We start from the raw sequence: 17747 nt of genomic DNA, 5'->3' as shown, positions 1-17747 counted from the left end.
ATTCATCCCTTACCGGTAGGTTTTACGATAATGCGACGATGAATCTCGCCGACGCCTGTCAGCCGGAGAGTAATCTTTACGCTGTCCGGCAAGGCGCTAAACATATTCCAGCGATCCGTTACTTTCCCATCCCGATAATAAGAAATGTGAAAGGATTCGGTATCGGTTAATAATGTGGTGATAGCAGGCGGCATATCTTCCCCCTGCTGCGGATAGCGCCAGCTTAATCTTTCCAGCCTGCCCTGCTTCAGCCGGTATGCCACTTCTTCAAGCTCGGTGCGCGGCAACAGCGCGCCGGGGTTGAGCCAGTTATGGCGCAGGAAATGCGCCTGCGTTTCCGCTAACAGCGCCTGCCTGGCGGCCGCTTCGCTCTCCGTCAGCTGGTTTCTCTGCGTTGCGGACACCATCGCCTGGCTAAAATCCCTTTCCAACAGGGTGACGGCAAACTGTAGCTGCGTGAACCGCGTTGACTGTTGCTTTATCGTCGCGCTGTTTAACAACACGCCGTGCATCACCTGCCAGCACATCAGGCTCAGGCCAGCGGTCAGCGCCAGAGCAATCAATATTTCCAACAGCGTAAAGCCGCGCTGCAGAGTTCGGCGGTATCGATTAGCGCTCGCCATGATTGCTGCTCACATAGGTTTGTAGGGCCGTCAGTGGTTTGTTTTGTTTTTTATCGTTACGGACTTCAACAACCAGGGCATTGATCTGCGGATCGGTTGTGTCGATGCTGCGCCAACGAACAAACCATTGGCGATCGGCCATAATGGTCTCTTCATGCCGCCAGTTGGCGCTGACGGCGGTGCGACTTTCGCTTAACGCCACCAGCTTGTTATCCGCCAGCCAGATCCCCAGCTGTTTCTGTTGCAGGTGGCTCAGCGTATTAGCCTGCTGGCTACCAATTCTCACCACGGCACTGGCGGAAACGGCAATAATAAAAATCGCTACCAGCACTTCTAATAATGTCATTCCCTTCTCTTTCATATTCATCCCGGCGTATCGGCAATTTGGCCTTCCGATTCAGCGATTATTCCCCGGTCGTTAATATGAATAACCGGTTGCACCGCCTGTGCCTGCCTGTCAGTAATATCCCGCAGATAAAAACGAAATGGCGTTACTTCCCCTCCGGGTAAAAACAGTACCTGAGGAGCAGCAGCGGGATCCGCCGACGTACCGGAATCGAAACGCTGCGTGTCCGTCAGCAGCGTTAGCTGAAAATCTGCGGGCAGCTGATGCCTGACGACATGCCTGCCGTAACTGGCCAGCTGCCAGTGATAGCCAGCAACCGGGCTTTGTTCCGTTTGTTGAAGTGAAGCTGCCGACTGGTTGCGCCGCAGCACCACAATCTCCCAGCCATCAGGCAGCAGGCGAAAGCCGTAAACATCTCCCGTAAGCTGCGCCTGCTGCGCCGTCTGCGCTATCCGGGTTTGAATCTTTTGGTATTCATCCTGACGCTGATGACCGTTGTGCGGGATAGAGAGCATCACCATCATGCTCGCCATTCCCACCAGCGCGATGACGCACAGCACTTCCAGCAGCGTGAATCCCCTGGCATATGCGCGATCAGTTCGAATTTTCATCAGGCCAGTTGCCGATAAACTGTTCCGGCTGCATTTCGCCGCCGGGACCGAATGAAAAAATATCGATCGCGCTATGTTCGCCCGGATTAAGCAGCTGATAGTCGTTACCCCAGGGATCCTGCGGCAGGCGGCGGATATAGCCTTCGGCACGGTAATTTTTGGGCAGCGGTTCGCTGGTCGGCTCTTTCACCAGCGCGTTAAGTCCTTGTTCGCTGGTGGGATAACGATAATTATCCAGCTTGTACATATCCAGCGCGTTTTCCAGCGTGGCAATATCGCTCCTGGCTTTTTGTATATCCGCCTTCTGTTTACTTCCCATCAGGCGTGGAATCGTCAGGCTGGCCAGCAAGCCTAAAATCACGATAACCACCATGATTTCCAGCAATGTAAAGCCGCGCTGCGCGCTGCGGTTTTGCTCCCTACGGCATTTCATGATTATTTCCTTATCCAATCATTTCATTCATTTGTAATACCGGCTGTAAAATCGCCAGGATAATAAACAGTACGATGCTGGCCATAGCGATCACTAATGCCGGCTCAAACAGGCCAAGCGCGAGAGTGATTTGTTGCGATAGCTGTTCTTCCTGCAAATCAGCCGAGCGCTCCAGCATTTCATCCAGCCTGCCGCTTTGCTCCCCTGCGGCAATCATTTGCAGCATCATGGGGGAAAAAAACTGGGTTTTTTGCAATGCCAGATAAAAACTTTCGCCCTCTCTGACTCTCTCCTCAGCCTGGCTTAGCAGCTGACGCGCATACTCATTGCTGATTACTGAAGCGCTAATGCGCATCGCATCCAGCAGCGGAACGGCGCTGCTGTTCAGAATGAACAGCGTACGCGCATAGCGCGCCGTATTAACCACGCGGATTAAACGGCCAATTATCGGCCAGCTTAAATGCTGTTGATGCCGTTTCAGCAATCGCCCAGGCTCTTTTAACCAGTAGCGGTTAGCAAGCGCGAGCAGCCCGATGGTTAATGCTATCCACACGCCCCAGGCGCGTAAAAAGTCGCTAATCAGAATCAGGATTTGCGTGGTCGCTGGCAGCGCCTGTTTCATGGTAATAAACTGCTCAACGACTTTCGGCACCACGGCGACAAGCAGTATCGTTACCACGCTGCAGGCAACCAGCGTTAACACCAGCGGATAGATAGTCGCCTGCATCAGCTGCCCTTTTAGCTTTTGCCGCTGCTCCTCGTAGACCGCCAGCCGCTGCAATACCAGCGGTAAATGGCCGGATAGCTCGCCGGCGGCGATCATCGCGCAATACATGCGATTAAACACCGCCGGAAAGGCGCCGAAGGCGGACGCCAGCGAATGCCCTTCGGTAATACTGTTTTTGAGCTGCTGAAAAAGGTGCCTGACCTCTTTTTTTTCACTCTGCTGCGCGACAGCCTGTAACGCCTGATCGAGCGGTAAGCTTGCCGCTACCAGCGTCGCCAGCTGACGCGTCGCAAGGGCAAGATCGCGGCTTGAGAGCCGTTTGCTCCGTTGAAAACGTCCGGCTTCCTGCTCCTTCAGCATGAGCACTACCAGACCTTTCTCACGCAGCTGCTGGCGGGCATCACGGACATTTTCCGCAACAAGTCTGCCCTGCTGCTGCTTACCTGCCGCCGTTAATACCTGATACTGATATGTCGCCACGTTACCTCTCCCTGGTTACGCGGGAGATCTCTTCCAGCGTGGTAATGCCGGATAGGACCTTTTCGAAGCCATCCTGACGCAGGCTGCTGCCGGTGCGATGCAGGTACGTTTCCATCTCCTGCTCGCTTTTCCCCTGTATCAATAAATCGCGCAGGGTGGCGTCGATAATAATCAGCTCATGAATGCCGGTACGCCCCCGATAGCCGGTCTGTTTGCAGTGTGGACATCCCACCGCCCGATACAGCATGAGCTGAGGATCCTGCTGCTGCAAAAGCGCGCGTTCCTGTTGCGTCGCGGGAGCCGACTGGCGGCATTCCGGGCACAGCGTGCGTACCAGACGCTGCGCCAAAACGCCCAGCAGCGAACTGGCTAATAAAAAAGGCTCAATGCCCATATCCTGCAGGCGCGTAAGCGCGCCGACGGCGGTGTTGGTATGCAGCGTGGAGAGCACCAAATGCCCGGTCATGGAAGCCTGAATCGCTACCTGTGCCGTTTCGCTATCACGGATTTCGCCGACCAGGACGACATCCGGATCCTGACGTAACAGCGCCCGCAGGCCACGAGCAAATGACATATCCACTTTGCTGTTTACCTGGGTTTGCGCGATGCCATCCAGTTCGTATTCCACCGGATCTTCAACGGTCATGATATTGCGATCGGTGCGGTCGATAGCGTTTAACGCGGCATAGAGCGTGGTGCTTTTCCCCGATCCTGTCGGCCCGGTTACCAGCACCAGACCGTGCGGCAGGGTGACCAGACTATTGACGCCTGCCAGACAGGCGGATGACATACCGCAATAGCGTAAATCAAGCTTAACGCTCTGCTTATCCAGTAAACGCATCACGACCCGCTCGCCGTATTGGGTGGGCAAGGTGGAAATACGCACATCTATCGCGCGGCCGCCGATGCGTAACGGAATACGTCCATCCTGAGGAATACGCTTCTCGGCAATATCCAGCTTTGCCATCACCTTAATACGCGACACCAGCAAAGCCGCAAGCTGACGCTGAGGCTCCAGCACATTGTGCAAGACGCCATCGATACGAAAGCGAATAAGCAGGCGTTTTTCAAACGGCTCGATATGCACATCCGACGCGCCCTCTTTCACCGCCTCACTCAGCATGGCATTGATCAAACGGATAATCGGCGCGTCGTCCTCGCTTTCCAGCAGGTCGCCGTTTACCGGCAGTTCCTCCGCCAGCGTATAAAAATCCAGCTCGTTGCCCATGCTGGCCATTACCTGACTCGCCTGCCCGGTCTGTTGATAGCATTCGGCCAGGCGCGTTTCAAATATCTCGGCTGATACCGGCAACAGGCGCTGCGCAGCAGGGAAACAGCGCTGGACTTCGATTAGCGTGCTAATAGCGCTACCTTCGCGATAAATAATTACCGCCTCGCTATCCTGCCAGCTCACCAGCGCGCCGTGTTGTCTGGCCCAGCCAAAGGGCACCAGGGTTTCATTTCTGTTCATCAGTATGCTTTCCATACTGGTTGAACTGCGCAATTTGCCCTGCTACCTGCTTAAACGTGAGGGATTTATCGTTCGCAGGCGCTAATTCAGTTAGCTCCGTCGGCAATGCCAGTGGCTGTTTGCGTTCAGGCTGAAGCGCCTCAAACTGCGCGAACTTATGCAACGTTTGCTGCCCGTAATTTTCACCGCTACGAATAATCGTAGGCCGAATAAACAGCAGCAGATTGCGCTTCACTTTTTTCGTCGTCGTGCTGCGGAATAATTCGCCAACAAGCGGAATATCGCCGAGCAGCGGCACTTTCGACTGCACATCGGATTGGGTAGTATCCAGAAGTCCGCCAACCACTACCGTTTCACCGCTGCCGACTAATACCGTATTGTTAATCGTTCGCGTATTAAAGGTGGCGCCCAGCCCTTCCGTCGCACTGTTAGAGGCATCTGCGACGCTGGAGACTTCCTGCTCTATTTTCAGCACCACCGAATCGCCCTGGTTAATTTGCGGCTTGACCTTAAGCTTGATACCGACATTTTTTCGTTCAACCGTATTGAAAATATTGTCGCTATTGGTGGTTTGCGATCCGGTTAGTACCGGCACTTCCTGCCCAACGTTAAATTCAGCTTCCATATTATCCAGCGTGACAATGCTCGGCGTCGCTAATATGTCGTTGTTACTGTTAGTCTTAAGCGCATTCAGCAATCCCGCCCAGTTATTATTGTGAAATCCAAGCGCCAGCCCGCTCATTCCCTTAATCACTTCCGCCAACGAATTGTTTTTCGCCAGGTTGATTGCCGAGCCGTTATTATCTGGAAAGTTAGTGCCGCCCCCATGTTTATTAAACCATTGCACGCCAAGATTCAGGCCTTCCGCATCCTGTAGCTCAACGATAATCGCCTCAACCAACACCTGCGCCCGGCGAATATCAAGACGCTCGATCACCTTTTTAAGTTCCGCCATCAGCGCCGGACTGGTGGTAATAATCAACGAGTTGGTTTGCTCATCAGCCTTAATGGTGGTGTTTTTCATTAGGGCCGGCTCGGCGGATTTCACGGTGTTAACGCCACCCTCAAGGCTGGCACTGACGCCGGAAAGAATTTCAGCCAGCGGCTTAGCCTGCGCGTACTTGAGATAAATAACCTGAGTATTGCCCTGCTGGTCATGGTATCGGTCCAGCTGATGAATGATATTAGAAATGTAATCGCGAGAGGTTTTACTCCCTGCGACTAACAGGCTGTTAGTGCGTTCATCAATAATGATACGGGGCTTATGCGCCACCGATCCTTCAGCGCCGGGGCCATCGCTAATCATTTTTTGCGCCAGCTGGCCGACGTCAGTGGCGGAGGCATGGTTCAGGGAAAACAGCGAGATACCATTATCTTCTTCGCGATCGACCTGCTCTAAAATTTCGATCAGCCGACGGGTTACCGTCATTTTTCCGGTTAATAACAGCGTATTGGATTGCTCAAAACTGCTGATTAATATTTCATTGTTTAAATTGATTTTGTTTAATGCCGGTACTATATCGCGCACCGCCATATGTTTCACCTGAACCACGCGGGTGACTAAGGCATCACCCGTACTGCTATTTTCATCTACAAAAAAAGCGCTTCCTTTTGCCAGCTGCGCAGGCACAACCTTAATAACGTCGTTACCCTCATCAATAACGCTGTAGCCATGCACATCCAGTACATTAAGAAAAAACTGGTAATATTGTTCAGGATCAAGGGATTCGTAACTGCGTACCGTCACGGTGCCTTTAACATTTGGCTGAATAATAATCGTTTTATTCAGCACCTTACTGACGGTATTAATAAACTCTTTAATATCGACGCTTTGAAAATTAACGCTATAGGATTCTGCGTAAACCGTCTGGCATCCCGCCATCGGCAACCATAAGTAAGCGATTATTTTTAGATATTTATAAATTTTCAATTGCAATCCCTGCATTTTAACTTATGTTCCCGACGCAATAATATCCGGGATGATACTTTTACATTGACACGTTACACGGCCGCTGCGCAAGGCTAATTAATCCATCAATAAAGCGGCACAATAGCCGCGGACATTAACTATTACCCGATCAGGGAAAATTCGTACTATGTTAATTATTCCATCTAATGAGTCAGAAACGCTATAGCTCTCTTCTTTCCCCTGGTAGTTGATAACGGCTATGTCTTTACTTTTATTATCCCCGCTCACCAGGCCAATCACGCGCGCGGCAACCTTTGCTGGCGGGCAAGACAGATAGAAGTCGTCGGTTAAATTATTAGCCGACAATGCATAGCGCTGACTCTTTTTTTGCTCTTCAGTTAATGTCGATGGACGATGCTGAGGTTTAAACATACCGGAAACGCTTTTCTGTAAGAGAAGCAGATCGTTATCTACCCGCGTCGGTACGCTTAGCTTTTGCTCGGCCAGCGCTTCATCATTGATAGTTTTACGCAGCTGATAGCGGTAATCGTTATAGCTGTTAAGCATCATTAATATTATAGCGCTAACACATAATGCGCTCGTTAAACAGGGAAACAGCCCATCAGGCGCTGAGCCGCGCAGATAATATAATTTCTGAATTAATCTTTTACCCACTCATTCAACCCATCTTTTCATCGTTTACGCAGGAAACAAAGCCCTGCCAGCATTCACCAACAGGGCTGGTATCATAAATTAACCTTACTTAACCCCATCTGGAACGTAGGAAGTATGAATAACGCTGGATGAATAATTCGGTACGCCCGGTTTTCCGCTAGCGCGCAAAACTTCTATTTTATCGCCAGGCTTAAATTTTACTTTGGCAGAAATAGCGATCTCACCAGGATTAGACGCCTTATCAACGGCAGAATGATAAGCTTTGCCTTTAAAGCTCTCTATTATATTTTCCCCGTTGAGGCGAACTATATAACGGTTAGCTTTGCGATAAAATTCTTCCTTCAATGTAACAGCAACCTTTCCGCTATCGGCGAAGGTGCTTACCATCACAACAGCATCATCTTCGTTATAGCGCACCTTATCGCTAATGATGAGTGTTTGCAGAGCGTTACCGTGGCTTCCCTTGTGCAGGGTTAAGAGATCGCCAGCTTTAAACTCAGCGGGGGTAAACTGATGAATGATGGTATTTACGCTATTACCATTTTCAATCTTGTAAGAGTAGTAAGCTTTACCGTTATCAACGGAGTAAACATATTGACCATTCAGCTTGATGACATAATGACTTTTCATGTCATTAACGGTGGTATACAGACGGGTTTCGCCTCCCTTCTGGTAATCAACCCAGGAGAGGATCGGGCCTTTAGACGTATCAGGAATAGCCAGGTCGATTGCTTCGACCATATTCTCCTCTGCCTTATCGTCTGGCTTAACGTCACTGGATAACGCCGAGGCTGCCGCATCGGCAATACGCCCGACATATTCAACCTGAGCGGTTAACGGCAGATTCTCCGTTGAGTGGCCTAACGTCCAGACAAAGATACCGCCATAGCCGTTTTTTGCCTGCCAGGCTGCGCGCGCAGATTATTTTCCTCGGTATCAACAAACCTGGCTTCTGGCCCCCACTGTTGGTTGATCGTGGCTCCTGCCAGTATTTTGCTTTTATCACCGATGGCGTTAGCATAGTTTTCCAGCGCTACCTGATAGCGGAAATTTTTACCCGCGTCATAGGTCATTACGTTGAAAAAATCGAACAGGCCTTTACTCTCTTTCAGCAGCTGAGTGACTTCACCGTGGTGTATAGAACGCTCTGGCTCGATGAAAGAACAGTATTCCATTACTGACGGATCGGCACAGTTTTCTGGATCGGCACCAACATGGTAAGTCGTCAGGCTAAGCAGTTTCTTATCGCCGACTAATTCACGCAGACGGGTAGTCAGCGCCAGCAGGTTCTGGTTTTCTTCTGCGGTTAAACGCTCGGCTTTTTCAAAGTCAAAGTCAATACCGTCCAGGTAGATATCGCCCGCGTACTGGTAATAACCTAAATTACAGGTTTGATCCCACTCCACCTGACGACATTCCCCAACGACCTCATCCAGTGTCATATTCTTTTTATAGACAGGGAAAGGTTTTTTCAGTAGGGAAGCCAGGCTCTGAGCAATCTTTTCGCGCTGTTCTGGGCTATCAAGATGGCTCCAGATGCCTTCATAAGTTTGCCCGCCGAATGCGACCATTATTTTTCTATCGGGATGATCGTATTTAAACGTCGTCCAGCTGACATAAGGCGTCGGTAGATAGTAAGCATCCCATGCCGGTATCGTTAAGGCATTCTCAGAGAAACTGAGCTTACCATCAGCTGCCCACTCACCGAAGGAGAGCAGGAAAGTATCGGCTTTGGACGCTGGTATCTTCTCTGTCAGTTCCGTTTCGCTATAGCTTGTCCACATGGTTAAATAACTTACGACACGATTTTCTGCTGCATGTGTCAAACCCACCTGCGCGGCAAAAAGCCCACCAACCAGCAGCGCCATTAATTTTTTATTCATTTCCTTCCCTTGAATTTATTAATCCCTGTAATGTTTAATGCGACCTACGCGCGTCTACTTCATATTAAGGAAAAAATAAAACATCATAAGCATACATAAAGAAATAACATCCCCAGTTATTAGTTCTGTAAAGCGCTATTTATGATCGATTATCCTGGTCTGGTCGTAGCCTGCCCAGGTATGACCCTGACGGGGATTGTCACTCACTAAAATAACGTATCCGTCTACGCCTCTCCACTCAAACAAACTTAAATAAAGATAAAATAAGATGCTTTATTTGCACAGGCGCCAGTTCCGACATCTTAAGCCTGTAGAGGGACGGTAATACTGTAACAAGATAAGGTTATACCGGTGCAAATATCTTGCCGCGTAGCTTTATGGATAATGAAAGCTTAGTTAAGAGTAACAGGCTCATTTAACAACGATATTTCCACGCTATCGCACCGCCCGCCCCTTTCTGTTGGTTCGCTACTGGCGATAACCTGCGATACGCGCAACCGAAACGACAGACATAAAAGCCGCTCGACAAACTGCGCCAGAAGGTTAAGTCAGAGCAATGAAGCTGCCTGCCCTTATCCTGCCATAGAAAATAGCCCTGGAAAATTAATACAGAGTAATAAAAGAGTTTTAAAAAAAGACAAATCCCTATAGTTACTTTAAAAAAAGATGCCAATATAAATAGCGTATGCTGACTTTGCTTATCAGAACAATACTTAAGTATAGGGCGCTGATAAATCTTTGCCAATAATATTAAGCATAACTTAATGGTTAACAACATAAATCCAGCCTGTCGGATTATTATAAACACAGCACAAACAAGAACATTATTATAAATTATTTGGAAGGAATACTTAAATCATGGGAATAAATTCAAGTAAGACATTTATTATAAACGGAACAGCTATCTTTCTACCTGAGCAAAGGACCATCGCCACACTCAATAAAGAAAAAAAGTTTATCCTTTATAATACGGCTTCACGCTGTTTATTAACGCTAATAGAAAATGCGGGACAGACCGTTTCGCATCAGCAACTGTATCAGGCTGGCTGGGAATATCATGGTAAAGATGCGACGCCGAATACGCTTTACCAGACCATCTCGGAGATACGTAAAAATTTTCAACTGGTCGGCCTTGAAAATATTATCTCCACCCAACCCCGTAGCGGCTGGATAATAAATAAAAGCGTGATTATTGTGGAAGTGAATGAAAAAGAGCCGCCTGAATTATCGGCGCAAACTAAGAAAGCTACGCAGCCGTTTTGGAAAGAGTTTACCCGCAAGATTTTTTCCCGGTAGGGCAACGCTATTTTTTTAACGCGCTGAAAGCTACCGTACCGTTTGCCGATGGCAACATTGCGCAAACGGTATTTTATTATGCATCGCCGTCAGGATAATGCCATTCCGCGTTGAACGGACAGCGGACAGAAGATCCATAAGGTTGGATTAGTCAAAGCGGATGAATAAAGCGCTCAGGACAATGCCTGACAGAAACATAACGACAATCAAACAGGGATGATAAGCGATTGAACAGCGGAGGGGGAAATAAGGGCAACGCGTGATGAAACTGGAGCGGGAAACGAGACTCGAACTCGCGACCCCGACCTTGGCAAGGTCGTGCTCTACCAACTGAGCTATTCCCGCATAATCTTTGTCTGGCAAGCTGCCGCTGGCTGCTTTCACTCACCTTAGTCACTTACTTTAGTAAGCTGCTGAAGATTCGTTCTGTTGCCGCCTGGTTGCAACTCGAAATCCCTGGTCAGGACTTCTCTGTTTTTCAAAATTTGGAGCGGGAAACGAGACTCGAACTCGCGACCCCGACCTTGGCAAGGTCGTGCTCTACCAACTGAGCTATTCCCGCATAATCTTTGTCTGGCAAGCTGCCGCTGGCTGCTTTCACTTATCTTAGTCACTTACTTTAGTAAACGTCTGAAGATTCGTTCGGTTGCCGCCTGGTTGCAACTCGAAATCCCTGGTCAGGACTTCTCTGTTTTTCAACAGTTTTCAAAATTTGGAGCGGGAAACGAGACTCGAACTCGCGACCCCGACCTTGGCAAGGTCGTGCTCTACCAACTGAGCTATTCCCGCATAATCTTCGTCTTGCAAGCTGCCGCTGGCTGCCTTCACTCACCTTAGTCACTTACTTTAGTAAGCTTCTGAGGATTCGTTCGGTTGCCGCCTGGTTGCAACTTGAAATCCTTGATTAGGACGTTCTGTTTTTCAACGCTTTTCAAATTTTGGAGCGGGAAACGAGACTCGAACTCGCGACCCCGACCTTGGCAAGGTCGTGCTCTACCAACTGAGCTATTCCCGCAATCGTAGCCGATTAAAAACTTCATCGGTACGGGGAGCGCATTATACGAGAAAACTTTTGCCCTGCAAGCCCTGGAGGGCAAAAATTTGCGCTTTCGATGCATTTGCTGATTTTAGCGGCAGAATGTCGTTTTTTTAGCCGCCCGTGCTGCTACAGCTGTAAAAAATGGCTGCGATAGTAAGCCAGTTCCGCGACCGACTCACGGATGTCATCCAGCGCCTGATGCGTTTCCGCTTTTTTAACGCCGGCCAGAATCTCAGGCTTCCAGCGCCGCGCCAGCTCTTTCAGCGTGCTGACATCCAGATAACGATAGTGGAAATACGCTTCCAACTCCGGCATATATTTGAACAGGAAGCGGCGATCCTGCCCAATGCTGTTGCCGCAAATCGGCGAAGCGTTAGCGGGCACCCACTGGCGCAGAAACGCCAGCGTGGCCAGTTCCGCCTCGCGATCGCCGTACTGACTCGCCTTGACGCGCTCCACCAGCCCGCTCTGCGTATGGGTGCGCACGTTCCAGTCATCCATCAGCGCCAGCTGTTCAGCGCTCTGATGCACCGCCAGCACCGGCCCTTCCGCCAGGATATTTAAGTTGGCATCGGTTACCAGCGTCGCAATTTCAATAATACGATCGCGTTCCGGATCCAGCCCGGTCATTTCCAGGTCGATCCAGATAAGGTTGTTTTCATTTCCGCTCATGGTTTTATCCCGCAGTTGGCAGTCTGGTTTATCTGGCTGAACGGGAACCGACCGCGCAAAGCCACTCCGCGTCGCTCGCCGTAATTCAGCCCAGGGTGTATCATAGACGTTTTGCCTGACAAGGCGAAACCGTCGGAATCCCTGTGAGGAAGAGTGAGTAAAAATAAACTGTCTAAAGGCCAGCAGCGTCGCGTCAACGCTAACCACGAACGTCGATTAAAACAGCGTGCGGATAAGCCTGAACCAGATGACAGCCTGTTTGGTGAAGCGCAGGATGGCATCGTCATTAGCCGCTTCGGCATGCATGCGGACGTTGAAGATAGCGCGGGAGAGGTTCACCGCTGCAATATCCGCCGCACCATTCGCTCTCTGGTTACCGGCGATCGCGTTCTCTGGCGTCCGGGCGTCGAAGGCGGCGCAACGGTAAAAGGCATTGTAGAAGCGGTACACGAGCGCCGTACGGTGCTTACGCGTCCTGACTTTTATGACGGCATCAAACCTATTGCGGCGAATATTGACCAGATCATTATTGTTTCCGCCATCGTGCCGGAGCTGTCGCTGAATATTATCGATCGTTACCTGGTCGCCAGTGAAACGCTCGGCATCGAGCCGTTGCTGGTACTGAATAAAACCGATCTGCTGGATGATGAAGGCCGCGCCTTTGTGGATAAGCAGATGGATATTTATCGGCATATCGGTTATCGCGTGCTGATGGTTTCCAGCTACGAAAAAGCGGGCCTTGCCGATCTTGAAGCCGCGCTAACCGGACGCATCAGTATCTTCGCCGGTCAGTCGGGCGTGGGGAAATCAAGCCTGCTTAACGCGCTGCTGGGTCTGGAGTTAATCGACCAAACGATCCTGACCAACGATGTCTCTGACGCCTCCGGCTTAGGCCAGCACACCACCACCGCCGCTCGCCTGTATCATTTCCCCCACGGTGGCGACGTGATCGATTCACCTGGCGTGCGCGAATTTGGTCTGTGGCATCTGGAGCCGGAACAAATCACCCAGGGTTTTGTCGAATTCCGTGAGTTTTTAGGCGGCTGCAAATTCCGTGACTGCAAGCATGATAACGATCCGGGCTGTGCAATCCGTGAAGCCGTAGAAAACGGGATCATTGATGAGTCCCGCTTCGAAAATTATCACCGTATTCTGGAGAGCATGGCGCAGGTAAAAACGCGTAAAAACTTCGGTAGCAGCGAAGACTAATGCTGCAGTTATGGCATCATCGACGCGTTAGCCTAAACGGGCTGTCGCTGCTACAATTCGCCCCCTTTTTCTTCAACGTCGTGTGATTAAGCCAGGAGGCTAACGTGTTGGATTCAATTAAACTCGGCCTGAATCATCTGCTCCCTAAAAAGTGGCTCACCGAGCTGGCTGGCTGGGCGGCCAGCAAGCGTGCCGGTTGGCTGACCAAAGCAGTGATTGATATTTTTGTCTGGTTCTACCGGGTCGATATGTCCGAAGCGCAAAAGCCGGACACCGCCAGCTATCGCACCTTTAATGACTTTTTTGTCCGCCCGCTGCGCGACGAAGCGCGTCCGATTGATGCCGATGCAAACCTGCTGGTTTTGCCGGCCGATGGCGCAATTAGCCAGCTGGGCCATATTGAAGGCGAAACTATTTTTCAGGCAAAGGGCCACGATTATTCACTGGAAGCGCTGCTGGCGGGCGATCGTCAGATGGCGGCTCAGTTCCGCGATGGTGAATTTGCCACCATCTATCTTGCGCCGCGTGATTATCACCGCGTGCATATGCCCTGCAACGGTATCCTGCGCGAAATGATTTACGTGCCGGGCGATCTCTATTCAGTGAATCCGCTAACCGCCCGCAATATTCCTAACCTGTTTGCCCGTAACGAACGCGTTATCTGCTATTTCGATACCGAATTTGGCCCGATGGTACAGATTCTGGTCGGCGCCACCATTGTCGGCAGTATTGAAACCGTATGGGCGGGCACCATTACGCCGCCGCGTGAAGGGGTAATTAAACGCTGGAGCTGGCCAGGCGCCGATGCGGAAGGCGCGGTTGTGCTGCTGAAAGGTCAGGAAATGGGTCGCTTTAAGCTCGGCTCTACCGTTATTAATCTGTTCGCACCGGATCGTATTAAGCTGGCGGAAAGCCTGGAGGCCGAAACCAAAACGCGTCTTGGCCAGCCGATGGCTATGGCGCTGCAGCGTACCGATGCGGAAACCGTTTTACATCATTCATAAGACTTTAGCGTGCGCCTGATCCTCTGTTTTATTTTCGTCTCTCTTTTTAGCCTGTCCGCCTTCGCCGCCAGCGTGCCTGACGCGGCGCAGGTGCGCCAGGAGCTGGAGCAGGCGAAATCCGCCAGGCCCACTCCCGCTCAGGCTGAACTGCTGCAAACGCTGGAATCGGCGTTAAGCTTTCTGAACGCGCGCGACGAGTCGCTGGAGCGGGCGAAGCAATATCAGCAGGTAATTGATGATTTTCCTAAGCTGGCGCGTGAACTGCGCCAGCAGATTGCCGGTTTGAATGATAGTGCGCGCTCGCTACGCAGCGGCATAAGCAGCGCTGAGCTGGATCAGGAGATCCTGCAAATCAGCAGCCAGCTGCTGGAAGAGGGACGCCAGGCGCAGCAGGAGCAGGATCGCGCCAGAGAGATCAGCGATTCACTGGGCCAGCTACCGCAACAGCAAACCGAAGCGCGACGTGCGCTAAGCGAAAGCGAGCGCGGTTTACAGGCGCCGTCCGCCGCGTCAGGCGCCCTTGCCCTGGCGCAAAATTATGCACGGCAGGCAGAGTCGGCGGCGTTAAAAGCTCACGTTGATGCGCTGGAGCTGGCGCAGCTGTCGGCGAATAATCGCCAGGAACTGGCGCGGATGCGCGCCGAAGTGCATCAGAAAAAAGCGGAGCAGCTGGACGATTACCTACAGGCGCTGCGCAATCAGTTAAACAGCCTGCGCCAGCACGAAGCGGAGCTGGCGCTGGCGCGTACGGAACGGCTGGCGGAAAACAGCGGCGATTTGCCCGCGTCGATCACCGAACAGTTTCACGTTAACCGCGAACTTTCCACCGCGCTGAATCAACAGGCGCAGCGCCTCGATCTGATTGCTTCCCAACAGCGTCAGGCCACCAATCAAACCATTCAGGTACGTCAGGCGCTCAGCACCATCCGCGAGCAGTCACAGTGGCTTGGCGCGTCTAATTTGCTCGGCGAGGCGCTGCGCGCGCAGGTAGCGCGCCTGCCGGAAATGCCTGGCTCGCAGCAGCTGGACGGTGAAATGGGACAGCTGCGCGTGCAGCGCCTGCATTATGAAGATCTACTGAACCAGCAACAGCAGCTGCGCCAGCTGAAGCAGGAAAACGGCGAACCGCTGACCAGTGAGCAAAACCGCATTCTGGACGCCCAGATAAAAACCCAGCGTGAACTGCTCAGCTCGCTGATCTCCGGCTGCGATACCTTGATTCTGGAAGTAACGAAGCTGAAGGTCGCGAACAGCCAGCTGGAAGATGCGCTGGGTGAAATTAAAGAAGCCACCCATCGCTACCTGTTCTGGACCGCCGACGTGAATCCGCTGAGCCTGAGCTATCCGCTGGAAGTAGCGCGTGACCTGACGCAGCTGCTATCGCTGGATACGCTGGGCCAGCTGGGCGGCGCATTGATGATGATGGTCACCAGCCGTGAAACCGTGCTGCCGATTCTGGGCGCGCTGCTGCTGGTTGGCTTCAGTATTAGCTCGCGTCGCCATTACAACGCTTTTCTGGCTCGCGCCGCCAGCCGCGTAGGCAAGGTGACGCAGGATCACTTCACCCTGACGCTGCGCACCGTTTTCTGGTCTATTCTGGTTGCCCTACCCTTACCGGTGCTGTGGGCCGCGTTCGGCTTTGGCCTGCAACATGCCTGGCCTTATCCGGTCGCGGTCGCCATTGGCGATGGCGTCACCGCCACGCTGCCGCTGCTGTGGGTCTTTATGATCAGCGCCGCCTTTGCGCGATCTAACGGGCTGTTTGTTATCCATTTCCGCTGGCCTCAGCTGCGGGTAGCGCGTGCGATGCGCTACTACTCGCTCTCTATCGGCCTGATTGTCCCGCTGATCATGCTGCTGATTACCTTCGCTAACCTGGAGGATCGCCAGTTTTCCGCCACGCTGGGACGTCTCTGTTTTATTCTTATCTGCGGCGCGCTGAGCCTGGTCACCGTCAGCCTGAAACGCGCCGGTATTCCGCTCTATCTGGATAGGGAAGGCAGCGGTGACAACGTTATTAACCGGATCTTCTGGAATATCCTGATCTGTATTCCGCTGGCGGCGGCGCTGGCCTCCTGCATCGGCTATCTGGCCACGGCCCAGGCGCTGCTGGCGCGGCTGGAGACCTCGGTTGCCATCTGGTTCCTGCTGCTGGTGATTTACCATATTATTCGTCGCTGGATGCTGATTCAGCGCCGCCGCATCGCCTTTGATCGTGCGCGCCAGCGTCGTGCTGAAATGCTGGCGCACCGCGCGCGCGGAGAAGAGGAAACCAGCGCACAAACGGCTGACGCCATAGAAATTGACGAACCGGTTATCGATCTGGACGCCATTAGCGCCCAGTCGCTGCGTCTGGTGCGTTCGATTCTGACGCTGATCGCCCTGCTTTCCGTGATTGTGCTGTGGTCTGAAATCCATTCGGCCTTCGCTTTCCTGGAAAATATTCGGCTATGGGACGTCAGCAGTACGGTTCAGGGCGTGGAAAGCCTGCATCCGATTACGCTTGGCTCAGTGCTGATTGCGATCCTGATTTTTATTATTACCACGCAGCTGGTACGTAATATGCCCGCCCTGCTGGAGCTGGCGCTGTTGCAGCATCTCAACCTGACGCCTGGCACCGGCTACGCCATCACTACGCTAACCAAGTACCTGCTGTTGCTGATTGGCGGCCTGATGGGCTTCTCAATGATCGGCATCGAGTGGTCTAAACTGCAGTGGCTGGTAGCGGCGCTGGGCGTGGGGCTGGGATTCGGCCTGCAGGAGATATTTGCCAATTTTATCTCCGGCCTGATTATCCTGTTTGAAAAGCCGATCCGCATTGGCGATACGGTCACCATCCGCGATCTGACCGGCAGCATTACGCGCATTAATACGCGCGCGACCACCATTACCGACTGGGATCGCAAAGAAATTATCGTGCCAAATAAGGCGTTTATTACCGAGCAGTTCGTTAACTGGTCGCTTTCCGATTCGGTAACGCGCGTAGTGCTTACCGTGCCGGCTCCGGCTGGCGTAGACAGCGAGCAGGTTACGGCAATTTTGCAACGCGCCTGTGAACGCTGTCACTATGTGCTGGATACGCCCGCGCCGGAAGTTTTCCTGGTGGATTTACAGCAGGGGATCCAACTGTTTGAGCTACGCATCCATGCGGCGGAGATGGGGCATCGTATGCCGCTGCGTCATGAGCTGCACCAGCTGATCCTGCAGGGCTTCCGCGAATATAATATTGAGATGCCGTTCCCGCCGTTCCAGGTACGTATGGAGACGGCGGCGAAGCGGAAGCCGGCCAGTAACGGCGCGCCCGCGTCGCATACCTTTAAATCAGGCGGGCTGTAGCGTTGATGGCTTTCCGGCAGGCCGTTAATCGTG

At 52.1% G+C, this 17747-nt stretch carries 15 protein-coding genes and 4 tRNA genes; 4 read left to right on the top strand and 15 right to left on the bottom strand.

All coding sequences use genetic code 11. The annotated features are described in order from the left end of the window. Nucleotides 1–2: 2 nt before the first annotated feature. From gspJ to COO59_RS07290, 10 genes are all read right to left on the bottom strand, one after another. Nucleotides 3–623 (bottom strand): type II secretion system minor pseudopilin GspJ, encoded by a 621-nt coding sequence (gene gspJ / locus COO59_RS07335; RefSeq protein ID WP_103059157.1) that lies wholly within the window; start codon nt 621–623, stop codon nt 3–5. Beyond that, entirely contained in the window at nt 610–984 is a 375-nt protein-coding gene (gspI, locus tag COO59_RS07330) for a type II secretion system minor pseudopilin GspI (protein WP_276308261.1), read from the bottom strand. The genes gspJ and gspI overlap by 14 nt, the downstream gene beginning before the upstream one ends. 2 nt (nt 985–986) lie before the next feature. Beyond that, nucleotides 987–1580, bottom strand: coding sequence for a type II secretion system minor pseudopilin GspH (gene gspH / locus COO59_RS07325; RefSeq protein ID WP_103059155.1), 594 nt, complete (start codon nt 1578–1580; stop codon nt 987–989). Beyond that, nucleotides 1564–2013, bottom strand: a complete 450-nt coding sequence (gene gspG, locus COO59_RS07320) for a type II secretion system major pseudopilin GspG (RefSeq protein ID WP_103059154.1) — start codon at nt 2011–2013, stop codon at nt 1564–1566. Before gspG ends, gspH begins: the two co-directional genes overlap by 17 nt. Before the next feature lie 10 nt (nt 2014–2023). Continuing rightward, nucleotides 2024–3220 (bottom strand): type II secretion system inner membrane protein GspF, encoded by a 1197-nt coding sequence (gene gspF, locus COO59_RS07315; RefSeq protein ID WP_103059153.1) that lies wholly within the window; start codon nt 3218–3220, stop codon nt 2024–2026. Nucleotide 3221: 1 nt separating this feature from the next. After that, entirely contained in the window at nt 3222–4691 is a 1470-nt protein-coding gene (gene gspE, locus COO59_RS07310) for a type II secretion system ATPase GspE (protein ID WP_240614103.1), read from the bottom strand. Continuing rightward, on the bottom strand, nt 4678–6636 hold the full coding sequence (gene gspD / locus COO59_RS07305) for a type II secretion system secretin GspD (protein WP_103059151.1): 1959 nt from the start codon (nt 6634–6636) through the stop codon (nt 4678–4680). The genes gspE and gspD overlap by 14 nt, the downstream gene beginning before the upstream one ends. A gap of 81 nt (nt 6637–6717) precedes the next feature. Beyond that, the gene (locus COO59_RS07300; protein ID WP_133158593.1) at nt 6718–7170 is read right to left on the bottom strand and encodes a type II secretion system protein N; all 453 of its coding nucleotides are present in this window, start codon (nt 7168–7170) and stop codon (nt 6718–6720) included. Nucleotides 7171–7359: 189 nt separating this feature from the next. Beyond that, entirely contained in the window at nt 7360–8016 is a 657-nt protein-coding gene (locus COO59_RS07295; protein ID WP_103059149.1) for a hypothetical protein, read from the bottom strand. Nucleotides 8017–8135: 119 nt separating this feature from the next. Continuing rightward, complete coding sequence (locus COO59_RS07290) at nt 8136–9158, bottom strand: glycosyl hydrolase family 18 protein (protein WP_103059148.1); 1023 nt, start codon at nt 9156–9158, stop codon at nt 8136–8138. A gap of 858 nt (nt 9159–10016) precedes the next feature. Here COO59_RS07290 and COO59_RS07285 point away from each other — a divergent pair. After that, nucleotides 10017–10454, top strand: coding sequence for a winged helix-turn-helix domain-containing protein (locus tag COO59_RS07285; RefSeq protein WP_103059147.1), 438 nt, complete (start codon nt 10017–10019; stop codon nt 10452–10454). A 269-nt stretch (nt 10455–10723) separates the two neighbouring features. Here COO59_RS07285 and COO59_RS07280 read toward each other — a convergent pair. From COO59_RS07280 to orn, 5 genes are all read right to left on the bottom strand, one after another. Then, a tRNA-Gly gene (locus COO59_RS07280) sits at nt 10724–10799 on the bottom strand. A 141-nt stretch (nt 10800–10940) separates the two neighbouring features. After that, a tRNA-Gly gene (locus tag COO59_RS07275) sits at nt 10941–11016 on the bottom strand. Between the two features lie 151 nt (nt 11017–11167). After that, nucleotides 11168–11243, bottom strand: a tRNA-Gly gene (locus COO59_RS07270). Between the two features lie 150 nt (nt 11244–11393). Next, nucleotides 11394–11469, bottom strand: a tRNA-Gly gene (locus COO59_RS07265). 150 nt (nt 11470–11619) lie between these two features. Further along, entirely contained in the window at nt 11620–12165 is a 546-nt protein-coding gene (gene orn / locus COO59_RS07260; protein ID WP_103059146.1) for an oligoribonuclease, read from the bottom strand. A 153-nt stretch (nt 12166–12318) separates the two neighbouring features. Here orn and rsgA point away from each other — a divergent pair, with 153 nt between their 5' ends. The 3 genes from rsgA to mscM all read left to right on the top strand — a co-directional run bounded on the left by rsgA (nt 12319) and on the right by mscM (nt 17714). After that, entirely contained in the window at nt 12319–13374 is a 1056-nt protein-coding gene (gene rsgA / locus COO59_RS07255) for a small ribosomal subunit biogenesis GTPase RsgA (protein WP_103059145.1), read from the top strand. Nucleotides 13375–13478: 104 nt separating this feature from the next. Then, the gene (gene asd, locus COO59_RS07250) at nt 13479–14378 is read left to right on the top strand and encodes an archaetidylserine decarboxylase (protein WP_103059144.1); all 900 of its coding nucleotides are present in this window, start codon (nt 13479–13481) and stop codon (nt 14376–14378) included. Nucleotides 14379–14387: 9 nt separating this feature from the next. Continuing rightward, nucleotides 14388–17714 carry a miniconductance mechanosensitive channel MscM gene (gene mscM, locus COO59_RS07245; protein WP_103059143.1) on the top strand — a complete coding sequence of 1109 codons (3327 nt, stop codon included), beginning with the start codon at nt 14388–14390 and terminating at the stop codon, nt 17712–17714. Nucleotides 17715–17747 lie beyond the last annotated feature (33 nt).

The organism is Mixta theicola (assembly GCF_002895925.1).
Taxonomy (GTDB): domain Bacteria; phylum Pseudomonadota; class Gammaproteobacteria; order Enterobacterales; family Enterobacteriaceae; genus Mixta; species Mixta theicola.
This window is presented reverse-complemented; position numbering and strand designations above follow the sequence as displayed.